The organism is Vibrio sp. 10N.239.312.D08, assembly GCF_041466145.1.
GTDB lineage: Bacteria > Pseudomonadota > Gammaproteobacteria > Enterobacterales > Vibrionaceae > Vibrio > Vibrio crassostreae_C.
Map to the genome: position 1 here is coordinate 1 of NZ_JBFSSD010000025.1, position 25,835 is coordinate 25,835.

Below are 25,835 nucleotides of genomic sequence, written 5' to 3' on the forward strand. Positions count from 1 at the left end.
TGAGCCCGTAGAGGACTTTCACCTCCTAGATCAACGCCATGCTCGGCGCACAACAGACAAAAGCGAAGCCAATGGCTTCGCTTTTTTAGTTCTACCATACGCACAAAATTGCTTTTTGATACAAGCACGTATTGAGGGGTATGATAACATCGCCGCTCTTATAAAATTAGATGAGAACACTTCATGCACCCAGCATTAAAGGTGGTGGCTCTTGGCATTGCTCTCGTGGCAGGTTTTTATGGGCCGCAAGTATTTCAAAAATTTAAGTCGGTCATTGAGCACTCAACTGCCGAAGTCAACTTGGATGACTACTGCATGCTTTCAACCATATCGTGTGAGCAGGAATCCATTTCAATGTCGCTTGATCGCGAAACCGCGCAACCTCTTCTACCCACAAAGATAAAGGTCGTTTGGGAAGGTGCTGCATCTGAGACACTGATGTTATCGCTCACCGGTTTAGAGATGGAAATGGGATCAGCGCGTTTTCAATTAAAGAGCATTGGCAATAATACCTATGAAGGTGAAGTGATTTTACCTGTATGTACTTTAGATAAAATGACATGGGTCGGTGAACTCACTGATGGTGTCGATACTGTAAACCCTGCAATAAGGATGGCAAGATGAGTAGAAATTGGTCGTTAGCATTGGTTGTCGCTTTTGTACTTGGCTTTGGTGTCAAAAGCTATCTTGATGGGCAAAACGAAGTTCAAGAACAACACGCTGCAAAACAAGAGTTCTCCGCAACGACTCTTTTCGGCAAAGACAACCAACCAACGGAAATCTTTGACCAAACCGATGACAGAATTCGTATCGTTTACTTCGGTTTCACACGTTGCCCGGATGTATGCCCTACTTCTTTGGCTATGTTGGCCGGAGCACTTAACCAAGTTTCTGATGAAGCAAAAGCCAAGATTCGCCCAATGTTTGTTTCTCTCGATCCTGAACGTGATGCCGCTGAAGCCTCGTATGAATACGCGCAATACTTCCACCCGATGATGGAAGGACTAAGTGGTCCATTGGATGTCACAACGACTCTGGCTCATAACTACGGCGTTATTTTCAGAAAGACCAAGCTTGAAGGTTCAGAGTTGGAATACACCCTAGACCACAGCTCATATTTTTATTTTTTAAAGCCCGACGGTACCTTGATTACCAAAGTACCGCACACGTTGACGCCAGCGCCAATTGTTGAGGCTATCAACAAGCTGACGCAGTAAAACGTAAAAACAAAGAACTTACTCAATAAAGTTCAAAAAAGTCAGGTCCCAGACCAAAAACATAAAAATTAAGGACAACAACATGAAGTTAAAAGCACTTGCTCTAGCAGGCTTATTGCTCACCCCTTTTGCTCAGGCTAGTAGCGATATTATGGTTCATGACGCGTACGCTCGTGCAACACCGCCTTCAGCAGTGAACAGCGCGGTATTCACGACTCTGATGAACCACAGCGATAAAGATCGCGCTATTGTTTCTGCGACAACGCCAGCAGCAGGAAAGGTAGAACTTCATGATGTTATCGTTGACGGCGACGTAATGAAGATGCGCCAAGTTCAACAAATCACAATCCCTGCAAATGGTGAAGCGGTACTAAAGCCAGGTAGCCTACACATCATGTTGTTCGACCTAAAAGATGGTCTAAAAGAAGGTGAGCAGATCGAAATGACTCTGACTTTCGCTAACGGTGAAACGCAAACCTTTGACGCGCCGGTTAAGAAAGTAATGAGCGGCATGAAAAAGATGAATCACGATCATCACTAATCGGATTCATAATCAATGAAATAAATTAAGCCACGATGACTTCTCGCCATCGTGGCTTTTTGTTAAACTGAGCGCGCTTTTTATTCAAAGCCTGAACACATCAATAAACCAAGGAGAATAGAAGATGATTGTAATGAACACACTAAAACTGGCAGTAAAAGTAACGCGTTAATTTGTTTGGTTAATCAAACTTAAACACCGATCTACCAACTTATCGTCATCCATTGACGACCGCACACTTTTACCCGGTTTACTGTTGATCATAAGTGATCAATACCTGCATGCCCAACAACGCATGACTAAATCCGGGGTCCTATCTATTTGAATTCGACCCAAGCACAAAACATTTTTGACGTCTCGACGCTTTTTGAACTGACCAACGCTTTTCGATCTCATCAACAACCTGAGATCTTACAAGACGTTAATGCTCTCATAAGAAAAGAAAGCTCGCACGTCTGGGTAAATAGACATGAATTCACAAAACGCATTTTCTCATCCAATGTCACTTCAACAACTTGGATGGCAACCTGTATTCCAACAACAACTGACACTCGAAGACTATGACCACTCCGTCATTGCTCGTATCGTCGCACATCACCGTAGTGGCTATACATTAGCGTCAGAGCAAGGTGAAATTGTTCTACCCATCCACCAAAACCAACCGGCAATGACCGTTGGCGACTGGGTGATTTTGAACTCTGATCTGCAATTCGACCGCTTACTAGACCGTCAATCGCTCTTCCGCCGTAAAGCTGCTGGCAGTCGCGTAGCTGAACAATATATTTCAGCCAATATCGACACGGTTTTTATCGTGGTTTCGTTAAATAACGACTTTAACCTAAGCCGCATCGAGCGTTATCTCGCTCTCGCTAATGAAGCGCAAGTTGAAGCCGTTATCGTACTCACCAAGAAAGACTTGTGTGACGACTACCAAGACAAAGTACAGCAAGTACAAAGCCTAGACCCAATGCTGATGATCGAAGCCGTTAATAGCCTAGACCAAGACTCTACTCAAGTATTGTCGCCTTGGTGTAAAACGGGCAAAACGGTGGCTTTGATGGGGTCGTCTGGTGTTGGGAAATCTACGCTGGTCAACTCGCTGCTTGGGGAGACTCAGCAGGCCACGGGTGGCATTCGTGAAGACGACAGCAAAGGTCGACACACAACGACGTCACGCTCACTGCATTTACTGACATCGGGCGGCTTACTGCTTGATACGCCAGGAATGCGAGAGTTGCAACTTGCAGACTGCGCCGAAGGGGTAAGCGAAACCTTTTCTGATGTCGAAGAGTTAGCTATGCACTGTCGTTTCTCTGATTGCCATCATGAATCAGAGCCTGGATGCAAAATACGCAAAGCCATTGAGAGTGGAGAGTTGTCTGAAAGACGATTTAATAACTATCAAAAGCTATTGCGAGAGCAAGCCAGAAATGGTGCCTCATTGGCAGAGCAACGTGCTAACAGTAAGCAGCTTTCGAAGATGTACAAAACCGTTCAATCAGAAAGTCGAAATCTTAAAAAAGCTTCTGACTAAACCTTTAAGTTAACGACTATAAGTTGTATTTGAGACAAGCTTAGCCCCTTAGTGTTAAACACGTGGGGCTTTTTGTTTCAATTTGGTCTTAGTGTGACTATTTATGCACACAATGTTCTTACCAATAGTCGTTTACATTTCCAAATTTACAGTATATTGAGTCTATTAAATGTCATTTTGTAGATTTACAGCTCAATCAAAACACATTTGATTAACATTTAGCTCCAAAAGCACCACATGGCGCAAACAATCACCCTAAAAGTAAACTATTCCTAGACACCCTCTTAGATCCCGCTAATATGACCGCCCATTCCACTAGTGTATAGTTGGATTTGGTACAACTTTATAAAAAAATACATCACTATAATAAATTAACAATTGCAGGTATTTTATGCAAAATCACAACATGCTCGCCCGCATCGCTCGTGGAAATCTCGTTCTACAGATCCTTGCTGGTATTGTTTTCGGTGTCGTTCTCGCCATGGTTTCTCCTTCAGCAGCTCAAGATGCAGGCCTATTAGGTAGTCTGTTTGTTGGTGCTCTGAAAGCTGTTGCCCCAATTTTAGTATTCATTCTTGTTGCAGCTTCTATCGCAAACCAAAAGAAAGGTCAGCATACTCATATGCGTCCAATCATTGTTCTTTACCTGATTGGTACGTTCTCTGCAGCACTAACTGCTGTAGTACTGAGCTTCATGTTCCCAACCACTTTGACACTGGTTGCTGGCGCTGAAGGTGCTAACCCTCCTCAAGGTATTGCAGAAGTTCTTCATACGCTTCTATTCAAGCTTGTAGATAACCCAGTTAGCGCACTAATGAACGCTAACTACATCGGTATTCTTGCTTGGGCTATCGGTCTTGGTCTTGCACTGCACCACGCATCTGCAACAACCAAAGCGGTTTTCGAAGACCTTAGCCACAGTGTTTCACACATTGTTCGCTTCATTATTCGTCTTGCGCCATTCGGTATCTTCGGCCTTGTTTCGACTACATTCGCAACAACGGGCTTCGATGCACTAGCAAGCTACGGTCAACTACTAGCGGTTCTACTAAGCTCAATGCTGATCATTGCTCTTGTCGTTAACCCACTGCTTGTCTTTGTAAAGACAAAACAGAACCCATACCCACTTGTACTGCAATGTATTCGTGAGTCTGGTGTAACGGCATTCTTCACTCGTTCAAGCGCTGCAAACATCCCAGTGAACATGAACCTTTGTAAGAAGCTAGAGCTAGATGAAGATACTTACTCTGTATCAATCCCTCTAGGCGCAACCATCAACATGGCAGGTGCTGCAATCACCATCACTGTGTTAACGCTTGCAGCTGTACACACAATGGGTATTGAGATTGATATCTTCACTGCGATTCTACTAAGCCTTGTTGCTGCAATTTCAGCATGTGGCGCATCAGGCGTTGCCGGTGGCTCACTGCTACTGATTCCTCTAGCTTGTGGCCTATTCGGTATCTCAAACGATGTAGCGATGCAGGTTGTAGCGGTTGGTTTCATCATTGGTGTGATTCAAGATTCGGCTGAAACAGCGCTTAACAGCTCAACTGACGTAGTGTTCACTGCGGCTGTATGTAAAGCTGAGCAAAACAAAGCTTAACAGCTCTTGGGTATTAGGCTTTAGCTCTAAGCTCTAAGCTCTAAGCTCTAAAAGCAAATAGCACACAAATAAAAAGGGAAGCATTCGCTTCCCTTTTTTGTTGTCTTGGTTTTCTAGATTACGGTTAGAAGCTATATAGATTTATAGCTTCAGTCATTCTTGTCTAACTCATCAAAGCTAACCAACACGTTTTAGTGGTTGCTTTTCCAGCTTGGATCCACTGCTGCCTGACTGAAGTCTAGAGAGTTAGGGCTTGCTTCTTTGTTATGCGTTGCTTGATCGCTGGGTGACCCTTGATTCGCAGCACCGCTTGGCGTCGCCTGCTGGCTGTAATCGACGTTAGAACCTTGCTCACTCGACGCTTTGGTCTCTAAATGACTACCATCGACATTTAACTCCTCACCTTCTTCATCGGACGCTTCTTTAACCTTCTTAGGGACAGGGACATTGCGTTTGTAGAGCTTGTTGAGCGCCTTAATGATTGAGTGCTTAGTGATTGCTTCTTGTGTCAGCTTAGTCATTATCGGTTTAGTCAGAGCCTGTAAGCCTACGACAGCATCCACACCAAGTTCCCCGCCGACTTTATCCCTCAAGTGCTTGGCTTCTGAGTAACCAAAATGAGCCGATAGAAATAGCCAGATATAAGCAATGGCATTACCGTGTTCACCATGGTCAATCCAAGCTTCACCTGCTCTAAACATCGCTTCTGCACTGTTCTTTTCTGCGGCCGTCTCAAACCAGTAAACAGCCTCGCCATGGTTAGGCTCAACACCCACACCGTTCAAATAACTCATACCAAGTTTGATCTTGCCGTCTAAGCTATTCTTTTCCGCGGCCTTTTGGTACCACTCGACAGAGCTTTCGGCAGAGTAGTCTGGGTTTTCTTTATCTAGACACCTGTCACCAATGAACAGCATCGCTTCAGTATTACCACCAGCCGCAGACTCTTCAATATAGGTATAACCCTTAGGGATGTTCTTATCGGTTCCGCGACCAAAGACAAGCGCTTTGCCCATCTCAAATTTCGCAGACACGTCATTGTCCAATGCGGATATCGCAAGCTGCCAGAAATTGGCTTTTTCTCTTAAAATCAGGTCTTCTTTACGCTTCATGCTTAGGCGCACAATGCCGTACATGCCATTGATATTATCGAGTTGCGCTGCTTTGTCGTACCAATACAGAGCTTCCTTTATATTGTTACGTTCAGCTTCTTTTGCCAAATACAGAATCGACGGTACATGACCGGTTTCGGCTTTGAAGTGACGCTCTTTTTGCTCTTGTATGCGCGCTTTTTCAATCGCTTTTCGGTAAGCAACAGCACGAGCCTTACGTTCTTGTTCCAAGCGCTGCTTTCTTAGCGATAAAGAGATCAGCCACACGGCGACAAGTATTAACGAAAGAGCCGTCGCACCAATTGCGATTCCCATTGTACTCATAAAATATTTAACCTAACTCGGCAGATACAAGACTCGACGTTGAGAGTGTGTTCTACCCATAGTGAATGTTATGTTTCGAATTACAGGGAAAAGTGCAGTTACTGGCACGTTCCGCCTTAAAATGAACTTAGTTCAGTATCTCAGGATTACATTGCGATAAGAAGCCTAGGAGGTTCAATCCGTATGCAGTCCATAGACGATGTGATCTTGCTTCAATATAGATAAATTATGAAGGCTGCCTTTCATCAGGAAAGTCCTAAAGCTTGGTGACGAAATTGATGTTTTTCCCATCAACAATTTCGTGCAACTGCCGTACAACTCTCTTACAGGAATAGCTCTATACCTAGGTCAATTGACCGTATATGTAAGCCAACTCGGCAACCGTCTTCGCTGAGAATTTCTTCATCAAGCTTGCTCGGTGTACTTCCACTGTTCTCATGGCAATGCACAATTCATCGGCTATTTTCTGGTTACGCTTACCGTCGATAATTTGTTTGAGGATGTCTATCTCACGCTCGGTTAACGACGCGTACGCTTGGCGATACACATTCATGTGTAAGTGCTTTTCTGAAGCCTTTAATCCTTGCTTGATTGCCTCGGCCAATTCCCCTCCTTTAACCGGCTTTTGGAAGAAGTTCATCGCACCTCCTTGCAAAGCTTCCACCGCCATTGGCACATCGCCATGCCCTGTGAGATAGATAACCGACAGTGGGCTCTGCGCTTTTACCATCAACTCATGAACTTGCTGCCCTCTCATCTCTGGCATTCGGCTGTCTAAAACCACACAACCCGGCGCACTCAAGTCCACTGAGTCTAAAAAACTGGGGCCATCTTCAAAAGCTGACACCGTGAAATCATGCTCTTCCAATAAGAACACCAGCGAGTCACGCATCGACTCATCGTCATCAACCACATAAACCGGCAACGTTTGATGAAGTTCAGGCATAACAAGATTCCTTATGAATCATTTGAAAGAGAAAAAGGTAACGTCACTGCAACGTGACAGCCATGAGGAATCAGTGACTTAATGGTCATTTGACCGCTGTGGTCTTCAATCACGTCCTGGCAAATCGCAAGCCCTAACCCCAAACCGTTTTCTTTGCTACTCACAAAGGCTTGAGTGACTTGCTGCTCAGTGAAATCTAAGCCCGTGCCGTTATCGATAACCGACAGCATCATTTTATCCGGTTGATACTCGGTAATCACTTTAATTGTTGGTGGTTCGCTGTTTTTGTTATCAATATCAGACGCAGCGCTTTGTTCGCGATGCTGTTGTGCGTTACACGCGTCCGTCGCATTGTTGATCAAATTTACAACCACCTGCTGCAATCCGACAGGGTCAACATGTAGCGTGATAGGTTTACCCACGACATAACGTTCAATGGTTATCTTGTGTTTCTGTAATCGAAATTGCAGTAGCTCGATGGTATCTGTAAGAAGCACTTCTATATCAGTTTGAGATTTATCTGATGAGCGTTTTTTGATCATGTTTCTTAATCGCTGGATAATCGCATCAGCACGGTCCACTTGCGACTGGATCTTCTCAAATACAGGCTCTATGTCAGTCAGCGGTTTGTTCTTCGAAATCCGCAGTAAACCACCTTCGCTATAATTCCGAATAGCTGCCAAAGGCTGATTAATCTCGTGTGCCAAGCTACTTCCCAGTTCACCAACTACCGCGATTCGTTGTGAGTGCTCTAGCTGTTCACTCTTACTTTTCAGCTTATAAAGCGTCGCTTCTAGTTGCTTTTTGCTGCGACTGAATTTGTATTCTAGCCAGAAGTGGTAAGCATTCAGAGACACGACAAGAATAAAGAACGCCCATGCCCACTGTTGATTGTACTTGAGCCAGATTAACGCTTCTTTCCCCCAAGGTTGTTGCAGTGGATGCATGTCGAGTTGTTGATATAGCTTGTCGATCGCCAGCAAGCTTGTCGGTGACGTCCAACCCGATGCATTCGCTGCAATGGCCGGTGCGCTGCTCTTAGGCATCGCAAATAATACCTGACTCATCTGTTTGGCCAGTGCCGAAGAAGCCCGCTCTGTTTTGGCGAACGACCAGTTGGGGTACAACGGCGTAGACACTTGGCATCGGAATCCTTCTGGCGCTTGATTCTCGATAATTCGATATTGCCCCGCCACCAGCAAACCTTCGCTGATCATGTTTTCAACTAAACAGGCAGGGACGACTGCCGCTTCAATATGGCCTTCTCGCAGTTGATACAGACTCGCATCAATTGGGAAGCCCAAGAAATGAGTATTAGAGAAAAATTGGTTAGGGTTCAGCCCTTCCTGCATCACTTGATAGCGCATGGTGAGGTAGCCGCCAAACGCATTTTCAGAAACCGCAGCAATTGGTTTTCCGACGAGCTGTTCAAACGAGATATACGGTGACATTCTTCTGACCACCAGTGCCGAGCCGATACTGCGCGTGCTGCCCACCCCCTGATCGTTGTAGTTGTGGCTGGTCATGGTCGCCATCCAAGAGAGGTCATACTGACGACCTAAGCGAACCGCCTGGCCGGGATTAGTGATAACAAAATCGACCTCGACCTTCTTTACCGCTTCCGCCATCTCTTCCAAATTAAAAGGCTTGAGAACAAAGTGTTTTCCTGGGATACGCTCAGACAACCAGTCCATCGTTGGTTGCCAGCGTTGTTGCGCTGCAAGTTTACCCCTGATGGCTAAAACACCCACTTCAATCGTCTGATCTGATTCAATCGTACTTGTCGCTACTGAAACAGGTTCCGTTTGAGCAGCGAAACAAATACCTGCACTCAAGTTCAGCCAGCACGTACTGATGAATGTGATGAAGTTACGAACAGTCACGGACATCTCTTTATTCAATCGGATTACCTATTCAATGATTTCTCAACGCGTTGAAGCACTTTTAAATAAAGCATAACAGCTAGATAGCGAAAACCACATTTGTTCTAGATCAACTTTGATCTGGGAATGTGGAAATCCACAATACCCCGTGTAGGGTCAAAATCTGACAATGAGCTCAACAGAACGAATACCCATTTATAGGTACCAATATGGACTCATTGAAAAGACGGTTTCTCAGCCAGTTCGGCAAAGTTTCCGCTGGTGCAGCGCTCATTCCCATTACCGGAATCAACACCGCAGTTGCCAGCACAGCCATTCGTAATAACAACCAACCAGACCGTAAAGGTGAAGTAGGCAAACGCTACGCCATGGCTATTGATTTGCGTAAATGCGTGGGCTGTCAGGCATGTACAGTGGGTTGTAGCGTCGAAAACCAAGCGCCAATTGGTCAGTTCAGAACCACAGTAAAACAGTATGAAGTCTCCCTTGATGATGGTTCGACTGCTCAACAAGACGTGAAATCTTTCATGTTACCTCGTCTGTGTAATCACTGTGACAACGCTCCCTGCATCAAGGTTTGTCCAGTTCAAGCGACCTTCCAACGCGAAGACGGTATTGTCATGGTCGACAACGAACGCTGCGTAGCCTGTGCTTACTGTGTTCAAGCTTGTCCTTACGATGCTCGATTCATCAACAACGACACCCTTACCGCAGACAAATGCACCTTCTGTGCACACCGCCTTGAAGACGGTTTACTGCCCGCTTGTGTCGAAACCTGTGTTGGTGGTGCTCGTGTGATTGGTGACCTCAAAGACCCAAACAGCGAAATTAACCGCCTGCTCAATGAAAACCAAGACGACATAAAAGTGCTTAAACCAGAGCAGAATACCAACCCACATGTTTTCTATATCGGCATGAATGAGCGATTCGTTAGCCACATTGAAGGCCAACCTGCGATTTATGATCCAGCCGCCATCGATAACTCATCCTCTAGCAAACAAGAATTGGCAATCGCGACACAAGGCAAACAAGGAGAGACAGCATGAATATCACTGAGGTGTTAGTTCCCGCTCAAGAGATCGCTTGGCTACCGTGGGCGGTTCAATATTTCTTCTACATAGGTTCAGCCTACGCGGCCGCTATTTTGTTCTTGATTGCACTGATCTTTAAAAACTCAACCAGTCACCAATTCCGTTCTGCCCTTGTGCTTGTGATGGCCATTGGCGCGATTGTTGGACCATTAGCATTAACCGGTGACTTGCACCAACCCGGACGTGCGTGGCACTTCTATGCTCATATTACGCCTTGGTCATGGATGTCATTGGGCTCTTTGTTTCTACCTTTATTTTCTGGTCTGGCTGTCACGACGGCTTGGGTTTACCTGCGTGACGACATCGCACAGCTTAAACAAAGTGAAAACCCATTTCTAAAACGTTTGTCTTGGCTGACGCTAGGTAAATGGCAAATATCATCAAAGCTGATGATTGCACTCGCTGCTGTGACGGCTATTTCGGGCCTAAGCATCGCGCTTTATACAGGCGCAGAGATTGCGATTTTGGCGAGCCGACCGCTTTGGCATCAACCGGCTTCTCCACTACTTTGGTTCACTACCGCATTCTTTGCTGCAACGGGTTTAACGCTGTTGATTTGGGCTCTTCTGCCTTCAAGCAAGCCAAGCTTAAAACCAACAGACCTAGCTCTGATACAAAGAACCATTACCTTAACGGGTGGCCTTGCCATCATTTTCACGTCGATTTGGGCATCTAACCATGGTCACTTCAGCCTGTATGAGAATGACGCTTGGGGCATCAATTTAGGCATCATGACCACCAGCATTTTGCTGTGCATGATCTTGGTTCTACCACTGCAACGCCTATCGCAAAGTAAGCTAGGAATTATCTGTGTTGCGCTTGCGACCATAGTTTCTGCATGGGCGGTACGTTGGGTCACCATGATGGAAGTTCAAACCATTCCACGTTTCGATGTTGGCCCATTCCCTTATGAACTGCCGATGGGTAGCGCAGGATTACTCGGCATTGTTGGTATGTGTGGTCTTTGGTTAGCACTTGCATTGTTCGCCTCTGAGATCGTGTCTACTGGTTCTACACGAACAACTGGTTCTGCACCAAAGACAACATCGAAGCCAAACCAAAATACACCTTCACCACTTAACCGCTCACATAGCTTGTAGTCTGAGGAATCATCATGGATAACAAACGTCGTCAATTTTTGAAAACAGGCCTTGCTGCCGGTGGTGTTGGAGCTTTTGCTGCAGGTTATGCGACAACCACAAAACACATGGTTCACGGTGCTATCGATGGCACCGCGGGTAAGAAAACCAACCACATCCATCACGGTAATTCGCTAGAGACGGAATACAGTGTCGATGAGCAAGGTAAGATCTCGCCGAATCCAAACCAACGCGTTGCACCATCAATGTGTTTTGGTTGCTGGACACTGTGTGGCTTGCGTGTACGTATCGATAATCGCAATGACGAGATCTTGCGTATCTCAGGTAATCCGTATCACCCACTATCAAGTGATCAGCAGATCCCGTTCAAAACACCGGTAAAAGACGCCTACATTGGCTTGTCTGGTGAGTCAGGCATCAATAACCGCTCGACAGCCTGTGCCCGTGGTAACGGCATGTTGGAGATTCAAAACAGCCCATACCGAATCACTCAACCGTTAAAACGTGTTGGTAAACGAGGTGAAGGCAAGTGGGAGCCGATCAGCTACGAACAACTTATCTCTGAGATCACCGAGGGTGGTGACTTATTCGGTGAAGGTAAAGTTGAGGGCTTACGATCGATTCGTGACATCGAAACACCACTCGATCCAAACAACCCTGAATACGGGCCAAAAGCCAACCAACTGCTTGTGACCAATGCCGGTAATGAAGGCCGTGACGACATCTTGAAGCGCTTTGCATTTAACAGCTACGGCACACGCAACTTTGGTCACCACGGCTCTTACTGTGGTTACGCGTTCCGTGCGGGTTCAGGTGCGATCATGAACGATCTAGACAAGTTCTCGCACTTAAAACCAGATTTCAACAACGCAGAGTTCATTCTTTTCATCGGTATGTCTCCGGCTCAAGCGGGTAACCCGTTCAAGCGTCAAGCAAGACAATTGGCTGAGGCTCGTACCAACGGAAAACTCAGCTATACCATAGTGACACCAAGCCTTCCGGCAGGATCGTCAAGCCTTGCGGCGGGCGATCGCAATAACTGGCTACCGATCAAACCGGGCACCGATTCAGCATTAGTACTGGGTATGATCCAATGGATCATCGAGAACCAACGATACAATCACGACTTCTTGTCTCGCCCAAGCGCACAAGCCATGCAAAAAGCAGGCACCACACACTGGTGTAATGCATCTCACCTCGTGATCAGCGACGAAAGCCACCCACAAAATGGGCGTATGCTTCGTGCATCGGATATAGGGTTGCTAGAAACAGGCGAACCGATGTCTGACGATGACGGATTCATCGCACTCAATGTGACAACGTCACTATTATCATCGCATATTCAGGTGAATGAAGCGGCTCTGTTCGTCGATCAAGATGTAGAAATCGATGGTCAGACTGTTCGCGTTAAATCTTCTCTGCAAAGATTGAAAGAAGAAGCCTTCAAATACGACCTTGCTTACTACAGTGAGCAGTGTGAGATCCCACAAGACCAAATTATTGCGCTAGCGAAACGCTTTACCAGTTACGGGACGAAAGCAGTCGTGGATACTCACGGTGGCAACATGCACACCAACGGCTTCTACAACTCGTTCTCTATCTTAATGCTGAACGCGCTGATCGGTAACATCAACGCGAAAGGCGGTGCGATGGCGAAAGCAGGCGGCTACCCAACTTCTGTTGCAGGTCCACGTTATGACTTTACCAAATTCAAAGGTAAGACTAAGCCTCAAGGTGTATTCTTGTCCCGCAGCAAGTTCCCGTACCAAAAAACCAGCGAATACAAACGTCGCGTTGCCGCAGGCGAGTCACCTTACCCGACCCGCGCGCCGTGGTACCCAATATCAGCTCCGCTTTTAACTGAGCACTTATCAGCTGCGATTGACGGTTACCCTTACCGTGCAAAAGCGTGGATCAACCACATGGCGAACCCACTATATGGTGTCCCAGGCTTAGACAACCTGCTAGGCGAGAAGCTTAAAGATCCCAAACAGCTTGGCTTGATCGTGTCTATCGATGCCTTTATCAATGAAACGACTGCCTTATCGGATTACCTAGTGCCAGACACAGTGACCTACGAGAGCTGGGGCATGGCAACACCTTGGCATGGTGTCGCGACCAAAGCGATCACCGCTCGTTGGCCGATTGTTGAGCCTAAAACTTCCCGCACTCAAGACGGACGTGCCATCAACCTAGAGAACTTCTTCATTGATCTAGCGAAAACGCTTGGCCTAGGTGGCTTCGGCGACAACGTAATCAAAGACAATCAAGGTAACTGGCACGGTATTCATAGCGCTGAAGACTTCTACCTGCGCTCGGCTGCTAACTTAGCGTTCGTAAAAGGTGGCGTGCCGAATGTGGATGCGGAAGATATTGTTTGGTCTGGTCTTGAGCGCCTAGTGCCTGTGATGAACAAAACGCTCAAGCCTGAAGAGATGCTCAAAGTAGCGTATATCTTTGCGCGTGGCGGCCGTTTTGAAGACGCAACCAATGCGTATACCAATGAAACCATGAAGTACAAATGGACCAAACCATTGGCTATCTGGAATGAAAAGCTCGGTACTTCTCGCAACACCATCAGTGGCGAGCAATACATGGGTTGCCCTACATGGTATCCACAAAAACTCGCGGACGGAACGCCACTAGCAGAGCAGTTCCCAGCAAAAGAGTGGCCGTTCACCCTAACCAACTTTAAATCCAACATTCACAGTGCGGTGTCTAACTTATCACCACGCTTAGAGTCGATCAAAGGAGTGAACCCAGTTTACATTCACCCGCAAGACGCCTCTTCTGCTGGTATCAAAACCGGTGACGTATTTGCCATTGAAACACCGAGTTCAACCACACACGCGTTGGCGATGGTGATTGATGGCATCAAACAAGGCACATTAGGCTTTGAACACGGCTTTGGTCATAAAGAGCTCGGTGAGCGTGCCCACTGGATTGGTGACACACAACAACCAGTGAAGATGAAGTCGAACGATGGCGTTAACATCAATGATATAGGCTTGATTGACCCGACGAGAGAAGGCAAAGGCGTCATGTTGGATTGGGTTGTGGGCGCAGCAGCCAGACAAGCGCTTCCGGCTAAGATCTACAAGGTCTAGCTTAAACTCAGCAAGCTATAACTTAATCACTGAGGCAAAACACTTCTTTATCTGATTTGCAGATGTGAACACAACAGGGCAACTTCGTCATTCGAGGTTACCCTGTTTTTTCGTCCCCTTGATCTAGAAAAGCACCCTATTTGGATAAACGTCCAATCTACATAAAGTACCCAATCTACATAAAGCATCCGCTCTAGATAGAGTAATCAACCCAAAACCATTAGGTAATCTTCATTTCACCACAACTTTTTTAGCCCGCATCCATAAAGCAGCTATGCTTATACAATCGGTGCCATAAAAGAGCCTTAACAAGCAGTTATACCGAGGCGAACATGGCAGTTCCCTTGCATTTCATAAGCGGCAGTTGGATCAGCCTATCGAAGTTCACATCAATACCATTATGGTGACTGAGGTTATTAATGTGAGACTCACCTCAAGTTCAAAGTGAATTAATGTGGAAATCCACAATAGCGCGAACAACCAATTATGTCGAAAATGCGTGCATTACAACCAATAGCGACGCCTCATGACTAAGCTGACAATTAAAACTCAAACTCTAACGCTTTGCATCGCTGCTCTAGGAAGCCTTTCTTTATCCGCTTTTGCACAAGCAGCACCCAATCCAATGCCAGAAGCCGCAGAAACTTGTAGCGGCTGCCATCAAGCCGACGGTAAAGGCATGCCCAACATTGCCCCTATGCTTGCAGGGCTCAATGCTGACTATCTAGAACATCAACTGGTTCTGTTCTCAAGTGGTGAACGTCAAAGCGCGATCATGAAGGGAATGGCTGACGGTGTATCTGATCCCGCTGTTCGTCGTGAGGTCGCAGAATACTTTGCATCACTACCTTCATACGAATTTACCGATTTAGAGCAGCGCGGCTCACAGGCTGATATCGATAACCCCTATCGTAAACTTGTATTCCAAGGCGATTGGGATAGAAACATTCCAGCCTGTGCAACCTGTCATGGGCCAAGCGGTATGGGCGTAGACAAATTCCCGCGCCTAGCAAGCCAGCATGCCGACTACATTCAAACTCAGCTCAACGCCTGGAAAAATGGCACTCGTAAGGGTGATGATTTGAACATGATGGGCAACATCGCAGGCAAGTTGACCGACGATGAGATCAAAAACCTGTCTTACTACTTCGCCTCTTTCCGATACTAAAGGGCTCGCATGAAAACATTACTTTTAATTACCGCAACCCTTGCCTCTGGAATCGCTTATGCCGAAGCTGAGTTGCCCGATCGCCAAACCGAACTGCCAGCCGTTGAGAAGCCTCAAGATAACAAATATCTGGTGCCACGAGACTTGGTTGATATCCCTGCTGGGGAATTTGGCGACAAAGTAAAATTGGGTTATTCGCTGTTTGTCGATTCACAACAGATGCGTGGTACGTTCGTAGGCAATGAACAAAACTGTGTAAACTGCCACATGCAAGCGGGCATGAAGCCTAACGCAGCACCTCTTTGGGGTGCGTACATGGCCTACCCTGCGTATCGTTCCAAGAACGACAAAGTAAACAGCTACGCAGAGCGTATCCAAGGTTGCTTCACCTACTCAATGAATGGTCTGCCACCGGCTGAGGGTTCAAAAGAGATGGTCGCACTGACGGCGTATTCATACTGGCTGGCGATGGGCGGCATCTTAGACAAGAACGGCATGCAAGATACACCCGTTCCTGAGATTAGCGATGCCGACTTACAAGTCGGTGGTAAAGCGGAAAGCTTCCCTCTCCCTGAAGAGCTGTTAAGCAAATACCCAATCGATGGCCGCAGTAAGTTGGCAGGGCGTGGCTATCCTAAGATTGATAATCCTGAACAAGAGCCATCGATAGCGCGTGGTGAAAAGGTTTACCAAACCAACTGCCAAACCTGTCATGGTCAAAATGGTGAAGGTATTAAAGGGGCTGACGGACGTTCATACTTTCCACCATTGTGGGGCGAAAACGCGTATAACTGGGGCGCGGGTATGCACCGGGTGAACACCGCTGCCTATTTCATCTATGAAAACATGCCGCTTGGAAAGAGCCAGCAACTTTCGATTCAAGATGCATGGGATGTGGCTGCATTTGTGAACAGTCATGAACGCCCACAAGATCCTCGATACAAGGGTGATGTTGCTAGCAATGCTAAGCGCTACCACAATCACCAAGGTTACTATGGCAAAGAAGTTGATGGTCATGTACTAGGTACCAAAGCTTATCCGAGTGGTAAAGAAGTGATTCATGAGCATTAATAGGTATTAGTGAATATGAGCCGTTCACGCCAGCTATAGCTAAGCTTTACATTGTAAATCAGTGATAGCCGGAACAATTAAAAAGGAGCCAGATCGTGTGACGATCTGGCTCCTTTTTAGTTTGAACTATTAGAAACACAACTAACCTTGCTGCATCTTCTCCCAAATCGTCGGAGAGCCAATATAGTCTTGAACCGTAGTGATGAATTCTTTGACTAGTTTGGTTTGCTTACGGTGCGGATAGACAGCGTAGATTGCGGTATCAATCGTAGAGATCGGATAATCCGGCAGTAAAGTGACCAAGCCAAGTTCTTTCATTGAGGCATACAGGTTTGATTGATCAAGGAAGCCATAACCTAGACCATCTTTCACACAAGACACCATAGTACGAACATCACTCACCTTATAGTTGCCACGAATCGTTAGGCTCTGGAAGGTATTACCTCCCGGCTCTTCACTAATGCGCAGATGGTCGACCGTCATATCACCATTGGTATAAATCACCGCAGGTAGAGCGAGTAGATCTTGTGGCGTTTTCGGTTCACCGTGCTGCTTCACAAAATCGTTTGACGCGACCAACATGAAATTACTGTCGGCAATCTTCTTCGCAATCAAATTCGATTCAACAAGCTTACTGAAGCGAAACGCGATATCAAACTGCCCTGCAATGATATTGGCGATCTTATCGTCTAGTGAAAGTACGATCTGAACATCTGGGTACTTTCTCATGAACTGAGTGATGATAGGTTGCAGATATTGCTGCCCAAAATAGATCGGTGAAGTAATTCGTAGCACGCCTTTTGGCTCTGACTGGTATGAATCTGCAATGCCTTGAATCTGATTGATGGTGTCTTTCAGTACATAGGTTTGTGCGAGAATATCTTCCCCTGCCGACGTCAACGAAAACGAGCGTGTAGAGCGGTTCAGCAGCTGAACACCTAAATCTTGCTCGAGCTTTTTGATCTGTTTAGAGAGTGAGGAATTGTCCATGTCGTGCAAGGTTGCCGCTTTGGTAAACGACCCTTGTTGAACCACATCTAAAAACAACAATAACTGATTGGTATTGGGCACTGTGCCGCTCCTAATATTAAGCTCGATTAACGTTCATCTTTAGGGGTGTCCATCACCACCATGGTTGTGATGGATTGAACCTGAGCACACTCCCCTAGCACATCGGCATGAAACTTCTTATAGCTCGGTAAGTCTTTAGTCTCGACTCGCAACAAGTACTCATTGGCTCCGGTAATGTTGTGACACTCGACCACCTCTTTCTCCATAGCGACGTGCTCTTCAAACTCCAATTGAGCAGATTTTTTGTGGCTTGATAAACCGATCGAAACGTAGGCGATAAAACCCACGCCCATCAAACTGTTATCGAGAACCGCACGATAACCTTGAATGATGCCTTTCCGCTCAAGATCTTGTACACGCCTTAACGTCGCTGAAGCCGACAAGCCAATCCGTTCTGAGAGCTCAATATTGGAGATTCTGCCGTCCAACTTAAGCTCTTGCAATATCCTTTCGTCAAATCTATCCATACGTATTTATTATTGTGCATTTAGTGATAATAGAGGAAATAAAAGCACATAATTGCCTCACTTTCCACCTACTATGTTTCTCAACACGTGAAAGTCATGACCGGTCAGTCACTTCGTTCATTTTATTGCTGGAGAACCATTATGCCTTTAGAACAACTTAGCGCACTTGCCTTGTTTGCGTTTGTCTCGACCTTCACGCCGGGTCCAAATAACATCATGCTCATGACATCAGGTGCCAATGTTGGCTTTGCCCGTACCATTCCGCACATGCTTGGCATTGCTTTAGGTTTTGCGGCTATGTTGCTGTTGGTTGGCTTTGGGTTAATGGGGATTTTCAACGCCTATCCGGTAACTCACCAAGTATTGAAATACCTGAGCCTTGCTTACCTCGTGTACCTTGCAATCAAGATAGCATTGAGCGGCAAAGCGAAAAGTACTGAAGCTTTTAAACCAATGACCTTCCTCGGCGCTGCCAGTTTTCAGTGGGTGAACCCTAAAGGTTGGTCAATGGCGCTGACTGCGATTTCAGTCTATAGCAGCGGCAGTTCATGGTGGGAGCTTGCAATCATCGCAGCCATTTTCACGCTAGCCAACTTGCCATCTGTGACCTTCTGGACGGCAGCAGGCAAGCAACTACAACACTGGCTAACAACACCAGTCCGCATTAAAAGCTTCAACTACGGTATGGCTGGCTTGCTTCTAGCATCGACCATTCCGATGCTCTAGTCGAATAACTTCTGTATTTTAACGGTTGGTACTCCGGTGCTAACCGTTATTCTCTTTATAAATAACCCACAAGTTCACTAAGCCAACGACCAAACATCGTCTGCCCGCTCGGCGTTAACGTCCAGACAAACGCCGCTACATTGATTACTACGGTTAGCCAATAGATCGCTCTGAAAGGCTGTTTTTGTGTTTTATGACGCAGCTTATCTTGTGCGATCAAAGCGCCTAACCAACCACCAACAACAGAAAAGATGTGCAAGGTTTTCTCTGGCACACGCCAATTGCCATTGATCGCTGCTCGCTTGTCCTTCGCGTACACAAAAAACGTCACGAAACCGATAACCAAATACCACACCAACAGCGCTTTAGAACTTTCCGCAAACAACACAGACACCGCCACCAGAACCAAATAAGTGATAACGATTTGAATAGATGAAGACAACATGACTCCTTTTGAGCAACAGCTCACATACTGTAGCAATTACGCCCTGTAGATTTTGATAAGGATGAGTAAGGCATATTGTAATTCGGTTAGCCTGCAAAGAATAAACAGCCCTTTCATCCCTACATAACATGATGGAAGTTAAAGGAATTATAAATATGTACAACCAAAAGTACGCCATCTACCAAGTTTTTACGCGTTTATTTGGCAATAAAAACACCCAACATGTTCCATGGGGCACAATCGAGCAAAATGGCGTCGGTAAGTTCAGTGATTTTACCGACAAAGCGCTGTCTGAAATCCGCAAACTCGGTATGACTCATATTTGGTATACCGGAGTGCCACATCATGCGCTCATCAATGACTACAAGCACCTTGGTATTTCAGACGATCACCCTAGCGTGGTAAAAGGCCGTGCGGGATCACCATATGCCGTCAAAGACTACTATTCCGTAAACCCAGATCTCGCAGACAACCCTGAATGCCGACTAGAGGAGTTCGAGGCACTAATCAAAAGAAGTCACGACAATGGTTTAAAAGTGATTATCGATATCGTACCGAATCACGTTGCGCGTCATTATAAAGGCTTAAACAACCCAGAAGGTGTCAGTGACTTCGGCGCTCAAGATGACACAACGCTGGAATACCACAAAGACAATAACTTCTACTACATTCCCAACAGCACCTTTGAATTGCCAGACATAGAGCCCGCCTTTACGCCGCTAGGTGGTGAACAGCATCCCAACCTAAACTCCCCGTTTATAGAGACGCCCGCCAAATGGACAGGTAACGGCTCACGTTTAGCCAAGCCTAGTTTCGATGATTGGTATGAAACGGTGAAAATCAATTATGGCATGCGACCAGACGGTTCAAAAGACTTCCCTGAACTACCGAGTGACTATGCTCAACGCAATTACATGGATCATTTCCGTTTCTGGGAATCTGTTTATGTGCCTAACTCTTGGGCTAAATTCCGAGATATCGCCTTGTTTTGGTTGAATAAAGGTGTTGATGGGTTTCGCTACGATATGGCTGAGATGGTTCCAGTCGAATTTTGGAGCTACCTTAATTCATCTATAAAGATGAAAAACCAAGATGCCTTTTTAATGGCTGAGGTGTACCAACCGGACTTATATCGCGACTATATCCACTTAGGCAAAATGGACTACCTCTATGACAAAGTAGATCTGTACGACGGTCTAAAAGACATCATGCTAGGCAATACTTCCACGGCTATCATCCCCAAAATCCAACATCAAATGATGGATATTGAACATCACATGCTGCACTTCTTGGATAACCATGATGAACAACGCATCGCGTCTCCTGAATTTGTAGGTGACCCAAATATAGCGAAGCCTGCAATGCTAGTCAGCGCGTTATTGAGTAGTTCTCCAACCATGATCTACTTTGGGCAAGAAATCGGCGAACCGGGTGCGGAGAACGCTGGCTTTGGACAGCCCTCACGAACTTCCATATTTGACTACATCGGAGTCCCACAACACCAAAAGTGGATGAACCACGGCGCATTCGATGGCGGGCTATTAGACGAAAACGAAAAGCAGCTGCGTCACTTCTATCAAAAGGTAATGAACTTTTCGCTAGAGCACTCATCGATAACAGGTGATTACCAAGACTTACACCAGTGCTGTAACTTAAGTGATTCAGTCTACGCATTTCTGCGCTCTGACCACCAAGAGCTAACCATTGTTGCAGCTAATTTCAGCCAACATACCACTGAAAATATTCACTTAAAGATTCCAAGTGATGTAATCCAAAAACTCAAATTAGTTGATGGTCGTTACATACTCAATGAATATATTGAAGGCATAGCGCAACAAGTGCTCGACATTGAGAACAGTGTTGGCAGTTTTAATATTGAATTGAAACCGCTGGCGTCTTTGGCTTGGGTGTTATCCTTAAATGGATGATATACCTATCAATATAAATTACCGAACAGCTCGCTTTTAGCTAATTGATAAATAACTTAATTTCCACATCAAATTAACACTCTCTCAATTCGATATATTACTCACAATAATAAGGATGAGCTCTCATCCTTATTAACTACGCCTAGCCTCTACGCCTTACATTATTGATATTATGCAAATGAGTCATTGATCCAATTAATTTAACAATAACCAAATACAAAGCGTGATATTGACACTAGGTTTCCTATATTTACGAATTTAAAATAACTTTATACATTGCCATCACAAATAGTTGACCTTGGTTAAAGCTAGGATATTCATCTTCATAAAAAGTGAAATATGGATATCAAAACGTGAACAACATAAATATTAATAAAATTATCTCTCTACGAAATACCTTCAACAATACCAAAAAGAAGAGCTTCAAACGCTCTACATTGGCCAAAGCAATGTTACCGCTCTTCACCGCTACTTTGATCGCGGGTTGTGGTAGTGATAATGATAGCGACAACGGTACAGCCCCTGGCAACAGTGGTTTATACCCTGCAGCTGAAAACGAAGTCGTTATTTACTACAAACGCGATGTTGCCGCTGCCAGCTCATCTGGCTCAACTTACGACGGTTGGGGGCTGCACCTTTGGAATGGTGAAGGCTGTACCAGCACAGATTTAGTCGGCATGGGATTAAGTGAAACCGGAACCGACTGGAACAGCCCTTACGAATATGATGGTATCAGCGATACTTACGGTGCCTATTATGTGTTGAAAGTTGACCCAGATGCCTCTGACCCACACAAATGCATGAACTTCATCTTGCACAATGGTGATGAGAAAGCATTTGGCAGTGCGAACTCAAAAGTCGAGTTAACTAAGCTTGGCGATTCACAAGGCGTATTTGGTTTCCATGGCAGCAGCGAGTTGTACTACGACCCTATTTCAGAGCGACCAGTCAATATTGATGGTCAAAAAGCACACTGGCTAGATGCAACCACAATTGGTTGGGAAGCGGCTAGCAATGCAGACTCTGTGAAGCTTTTCTATGCACTAGACAACAGCATCACAATGAACGATGACAAAGAGATTGTCGGTGGAACTGCAATTGAACTAAGCAAAGACGGAGAACTATCTTCTGAATTGAAAGAGCGTTTTCGACACCTTGCAAGCTTACCTGCCCTAGCTATCGATGTTGACGACAGCACACTTCGCACTATTTTAAAATCTCAGATAATTTTTGTTGCCTACAATGCCAATGGCGATGTTATCTCTTCAACTGAGGTTCAAAAACCTGGTGTGCTTGATGCGGTATTTGCTAGCGAAGATGCTGGTAATGCAATGGCTGAAGAACTCGGCGCGATTGTTGAAGGCAGTGCGGCGACCTTCAAGCTTTGGGCACCAACCGCGCAAGATGTAGAGCTAGTTCTTTACAGCGAAGACCTGAAAAGCTCACAAGTTTTTCCAATGACAGAAAGCACTGAGACGGGCATTTGGGCGACTGATGCCGTGTCTAATGCAGTGAACAGTTATTACCGTTACCAAGTGAAGGTTTATCACCCAACCACAGGCAATATCGAAACTCGCCTTGTGACAGACCCATACTCTCTCAGTTTGTCAAAGAACTCAGCATACTCTCAAGTGATTGACCTGAATGATTCAACCTTGAAACCAGCGAACTGGGACAACTACCAACGACCAACCGTAGAGAAAGACGAAGACCACGTACTTTACGAATCACACCTACGTGACTTTAGTTTCAGCGATAAGCTCGGCACAGCTAGCCTAAATGGCAAGTACCTCGCTCTTACAGAAGCCGATCGTGAGTCGGTCAAACACCTACAAGCTCTCCAAGAAGCAGGTTTAACTACGCTGCATATCTTACCAGCATTTGATATCGCTACCGTCGATGAAGATGCCGCGAGCCGTGTTGATATCACCGACACCGTAGGAAAACTGTGTGATGTAAAACCGACAGCTACCTTATGTGGAAGCGAAGACGAAAACAAAGTCATCGAAGACGTACTCGATGGTTATGACCCTTCAACGGGTGACGCACAAGCATTAATGAATGACCTTCGTATGCTTGATAGCTTCAACTGGGGCTACGACCCATTCCATTACACAGTTCCTGAGGGAAGTTACGCGACCGATCCTAATGGTTCTCAGCGTATTCTCGAATTCCGTCAGATGGTCAAAGCTACGCACGACATGGATCTTAAGCTGATCATGGACGTGGTATACAACCACACCAATGCGTCTGGTGTGAACGATAAGTCGGTACTGGATAAGATTGTCCCTGGGTACTACCACCGTCTTAACGTCAACACTGGTGGCGTAGAAAACTCGACTTGTTGTGACAACACTGCGACCGAAAACCTGATGATGGGTAAATTGATGGTCGACTCACTTAAGGTGTGGGCTGACGACTACAAAGTGGATGGTTTCCGTTTTGACTTGATGGGCCACCAGCCAAAAGATGTAATGGTCGAAGCATTGGAAGAAGTGCGCAAAATCGACCCGAATACTCTGTTCTACGGGGAAGGCTGGGACTTTGGTGAAGTCGCCAACAACGCCCGCTTCGATCAAGCGAACCAAATCAACATGGCAGGTACAGAAATCGGTACCTTCTCAGACCGTTTGCGTGACGCCGTTCGTGGTGGTAGCCCATTCGATGGTGGTGTCGACTCAGAAGGGAACCACCCACTTCGCTTTAACCAAGGCTTTGGTAACGCAGCGATTGCCAACGAAGAAACCAAAGTTGATCAAGATTCGATCAATGGTCGTTTACATAACCAAGACCTTGTTCGTTTAGGTATGGCAGGTAACCTCGCAGAATACGTACTGATTGATTACAAAGGCGATACCAAACTGGGTAAAAACGTTGATTACAACGGCGCGCCAGCTGGTTACACCAAGATGCCTTCCGAGAACATCTCTTACGTTTCCAAACACGATAACCAAACACTTTGGGATAACAACGCTTACAAGATCGCCACTGGTACTAGCTCTGCAGAGCGTGCGCGTATGCAGTCTGTATCGCTTTCTACCGTGATGCTAGGCCAAGGCATACCATTCATCCATATGGGTTCTGAACTGCTACGATCTAAGTCTATGCAGCGCGATTCTTACGATTCTGGTGACTGGTACAACCGCGTCATGTTTGATGGGACGGACAACAACTGGAATGTTGGCTTACCTCGTGAAGATAAAGATGGTGCAAACTGGGATCTGATCAAAACAATCATTGCTGACAGCACTGCGATGCCAAACACTGACGATATCGAGCTAACTAAGCAACAATTCCTAGAACTACTGACTATTCGTAGCTCAAGCGAACTGTTCCGTTTAGATACCGCTCAAGAGGTCATGAACCGCGTTGATTTCCGCAACGTAGGCAAAGACCAAGTTGAAGGCTTGATTGTGATGTCTATTGACGACGGTACGTCAGCGGGTGCAGATCTAGATACAAACTACGACGCCATCGTCGCAGTAGTGAACTCAACAGCAGAAGAGAAATCTTTCAAAATTGAGGGCACGACGGGTTTCGAACTGCATTACGTTCAGAAGAACTCGGCTGACATGACCGTTAAGAGCGCAAGCTTCTCCAGTGAGACTTTCACGGTTCCGGCACTTACAACAGCGGTATTTGTACAACCTCAAGGTAACGCACAAGGTGCTGGTCTGCCTGTTGATACAGATAACAAAGACGTATCGAGCATTCCTCCTTATGGCGAAACCAAAGTTTATGTTCGTGGTGACATGAGCGGTTGGAATCCATCAGAAGAATGGGAAATGTCATTCATTGGTAACGGTATGTACTCGGTAACGGGTGTACTTGAAGCTGGTGATTACGGTTTTAAGTTTGCTGATGATAGCTGGGGTACACCAAACTTTGGCTGTGATTACACAGAACAAGCTTCTGGATCTCTAGACTTGGGTACTGAAGATAACTGTGCATTGTCCGTTACTGAAACAGGCAAATACACCTTCGTTCTAAATGCGATTCATGAGCAAAGCGATTCAGCTGACAAACCGGTTGCTTCTGTAACGAAAGCGGCAGACGCACCAACGTTTGGTGAAACTTCACTCTTCCTACGCGGCACAATCACAACTTGGGATACGCCAGCTGAAGATTCAAGCGCGAAGTTCAACTACGTAGCCGCAGATGTTTACTCTTTAGATATCGACCTAGCAGCAGGTAGCTACGAAATGAAGATCGCAAGTGCGGATTGGGCGGGTGACACCAACTTCGGTGGAGAAGGCAATGTAGAGCTCGGCGCAGCAGTCACCATGGATGTTGGTGGCGACAGTGCAAACCTTAAAATCACAATTGCAGAAGCAGGAAACTACAACTTCCACTTCAATGCAGCTGATAAAGCCGCACCAGTCGTGACAGTAACTAAGAACTAAAAACAATAGGCTCAACCATGTGCTAGCTTGGGGAGGGTAAAACCTCCCCTTTTTTGTGCCTCTAAAACGGCATTAAAAAGCCGCCCGAACAGTGA

At 46.0% G+C, this 25,835-nt stretch carries 20 protein-coding genes; 14 read left to right on the forward strand and 6 right to left on the reverse strand.

The window, feature by feature from the left end; all coding sequences use genetic code 11:
* The 6 genes from AB6D58_RS14165 to sstT all read left to right on the forward strand — a co-directional run.
* Positions 1–199 (forward strand): hypothetical protein (locus tag AB6D58_RS14165; protein ID WP_372157584.1); only part of this gene is annotated, 199 nt, incomplete at its 5' end.
* Positions 184–624 carry a hypothetical protein gene (locus AB6D58_RS14170; RefSeq protein WP_017073657.1) on the forward strand — a complete coding sequence of 147 codons (441 nt, stop codon included), beginning with the start codon at positions 184–186 and terminating at the stop codon, positions 622–624. The genes AB6D58_RS14165 and AB6D58_RS14170, both read left to right, overlap by 16 nt.
* Positions 621–1,217: an SCO family protein gene (locus tag AB6D58_RS14175; RefSeq protein WP_004732104.1), complete on the forward strand. Its 597-nt coding sequence runs from the start codon at positions 621–623 to the stop codon at positions 1,215–1,217. Before AB6D58_RS14170 ends, AB6D58_RS14175 begins: the two co-directional genes overlap by 4 nt.
* A gap of 82 nt (positions 1,218–1,299) precedes the next feature.
* Positions 1,300–1,758 carry a copper chaperone PCu(A)C gene (locus AB6D58_RS14180; RefSeq protein WP_372157586.1) on the forward strand — a complete coding sequence of 153 codons (459 nt, stop codon included), beginning with the start codon at positions 1,300–1,302 and terminating at the stop codon, positions 1,756–1,758.
* A 469-nt stretch (positions 1,759–2,227) separates the two neighbouring features.
* Positions 2,228–3,292 carry a ribosome small subunit-dependent GTPase A gene (gene rsgA / locus AB6D58_RS14185; protein ID WP_052879180.1) on the forward strand — a complete coding sequence of 355 codons (1,065 nt, stop codon included), beginning with the start codon at positions 2,228–2,230 and terminating at the stop codon, positions 3,290–3,292.
* 391 nt (positions 3,293–3,683) lie between these two features.
* A complete protein-coding gene (gene sstT, locus AB6D58_RS14190) occupies positions 3,684–4,898 on the forward strand; it encodes a serine/threonine transporter SstT (protein WP_004732110.1) in 1,215 nt (404 codons plus the stop codon).
* A 191-nt stretch (positions 4,899–5,089) separates the two neighbouring features.
* On the opposite strand, the gene AB6D58_RS14195 is transcribed toward sstT, so the two are convergent.
* The 3 genes from AB6D58_RS14195 to AB6D58_RS14205 form a co-directional block, all read right to left on the reverse strand.
* Positions 5,090–6,325 (reverse strand): tetratricopeptide repeat protein, encoded by a 1,236-nt coding sequence (locus AB6D58_RS14195; protein ID WP_372157632.1) that lies wholly within the window; start codon positions 6,323–6,325, stop codon positions 5,090–5,092.
* 352 nt (positions 6,326–6,677) lie between these two features.
* Entirely contained in the window at positions 6,678–7,280 is a 603-nt protein-coding gene (locus tag AB6D58_RS14200; RefSeq protein ID WP_372157588.1) for a response regulator transcription factor, read from the reverse strand.
* An 11-nt stretch (positions 7,281–7,291) separates the two neighbouring features.
* The gene (locus tag AB6D58_RS14205) at positions 7,292–9,163 is read right to left on the reverse strand and encodes a PhnD/SsuA/transferrin family substrate-binding protein (protein WP_372157590.1); all 1,872 of its coding nucleotides are present in this window, start codon (positions 9,161–9,163) and stop codon (positions 7,292–7,294) included.
* A 209-nt stretch (positions 9,164–9,372) separates the two neighbouring features.
* Here AB6D58_RS14205 and dsrO point away from each other — a divergent pair, with 209 nt between their 5' ends.
* From dsrO to AB6D58_RS14230, 5 genes are all read left to right on the forward strand, one after another.
* Entirely contained in the window at positions 9,373–10,209 is an 837-nt protein-coding gene (gene dsrO / locus AB6D58_RS14210; RefSeq protein ID WP_102279811.1) for a sulfate reduction electron transfer complex DsrMKJOP subunit DsrO, read from the forward strand.
* Entirely contained in the window at positions 10,206–11,354 is a 1,149-nt protein-coding gene (gene nrfD / locus AB6D58_RS14215) for an NrfD/PsrC family molybdoenzyme membrane anchor subunit (protein ID WP_372157592.1), read from the forward strand. The genes dsrO and nrfD overlap by 4 nt, the downstream gene beginning before the upstream one ends.
* A gap of 14 nt (positions 11,355–11,368) precedes the next feature.
* Positions 11,369–14,461, forward strand: coding sequence for a tetrathionate reductase subunit A (locus AB6D58_RS14220; protein WP_372157594.1), 3,093 nt, complete (start codon positions 11,369–11,371; stop codon positions 14,459–14,461).
* Between the two features lie 526 nt (positions 14,462–14,987).
* A complete protein-coding gene (locus tag AB6D58_RS14225; RefSeq protein WP_017064226.1) occupies positions 14,988–15,629 on the forward strand; it encodes a c-type cytochrome in 642 nt (213 codons plus the stop codon).
* Between the two features lie 9 nt (positions 15,630–15,638).
* Positions 15,639–16,700, forward strand: a complete 1,062-nt coding sequence (locus AB6D58_RS14230) for a c-type cytochrome (RefSeq protein WP_102320676.1) — start codon at positions 15,639–15,641, stop codon at positions 16,698–16,700.
* A gap of 141 nt (positions 16,701–16,841) precedes the next feature.
* On the opposite strand, the gene AB6D58_RS14235 is transcribed toward AB6D58_RS14230, so the two are convergent.
* Both AB6D58_RS14235 and AB6D58_RS14240 read right to left on the reverse strand, forming a co-directional pair.
* Entirely contained in the window at positions 16,842–17,771 is a 930-nt protein-coding gene (locus tag AB6D58_RS14235; RefSeq protein ID WP_017070613.1) for a LysR family transcriptional regulator, read from the reverse strand.
* 26 nt (positions 17,772–17,797) lie between these two features.
* On the reverse strand, positions 17,798–18,238 hold the full coding sequence (locus AB6D58_RS14240; protein ID WP_060980634.1) for an Lrp/AsnC family transcriptional regulator: 441 nt from the start codon (positions 18,236–18,238) through the stop codon (positions 17,798–17,800).
* Between the two features lie 141 nt (positions 18,239–18,379).
* On the opposite strand from AB6D58_RS14240, the gene AB6D58_RS14245 reads away from it, so the two are divergent.
* Positions 18,380–18,964, forward strand: a complete 585-nt coding sequence (locus AB6D58_RS14245) for a LysE family translocator (RefSeq protein WP_372157597.1) — start codon at positions 18,380–18,382, stop codon at positions 18,962–18,964.
* Positions 18,965–19,019: 55 nt separating this feature from the next.
* Here the strand turns inward: AB6D58_RS14245 and AB6D58_RS14250 are convergent, their stop codons facing one another.
* On the reverse strand, positions 19,020–19,409 hold the full coding sequence (locus tag AB6D58_RS14250) for a DUF1294 domain-containing protein (protein ID WP_372157599.1): 390 nt from the start codon (positions 19,407–19,409) through the stop codon (positions 19,020–19,022).
* A 155-nt stretch (positions 19,410–19,564) separates the two neighbouring features.
* Here AB6D58_RS14250 and AB6D58_RS14255 point away from each other — a divergent pair, with 155 nt between their 5' ends.
* On the forward strand, positions 19,565–21,337 hold the full coding sequence (locus AB6D58_RS14255) for an alpha-amylase family glycosyl hydrolase (protein WP_372157601.1): 1,773 nt from the start codon (positions 19,565–19,567) through the stop codon (positions 21,335–21,337).
* Between the two features lie 353 nt (positions 21,338–21,690).
* Positions 21,691–25,740, forward strand: coding sequence for a pullulanase-type alpha-1,6-glucosidase (pulA, locus tag AB6D58_RS14260; RefSeq protein ID WP_372157603.1), 4,050 nt, complete (start codon positions 21,691–21,693; stop codon positions 25,738–25,740).
* Positions 25,741–25,835 lie beyond the last annotated feature (95 nt).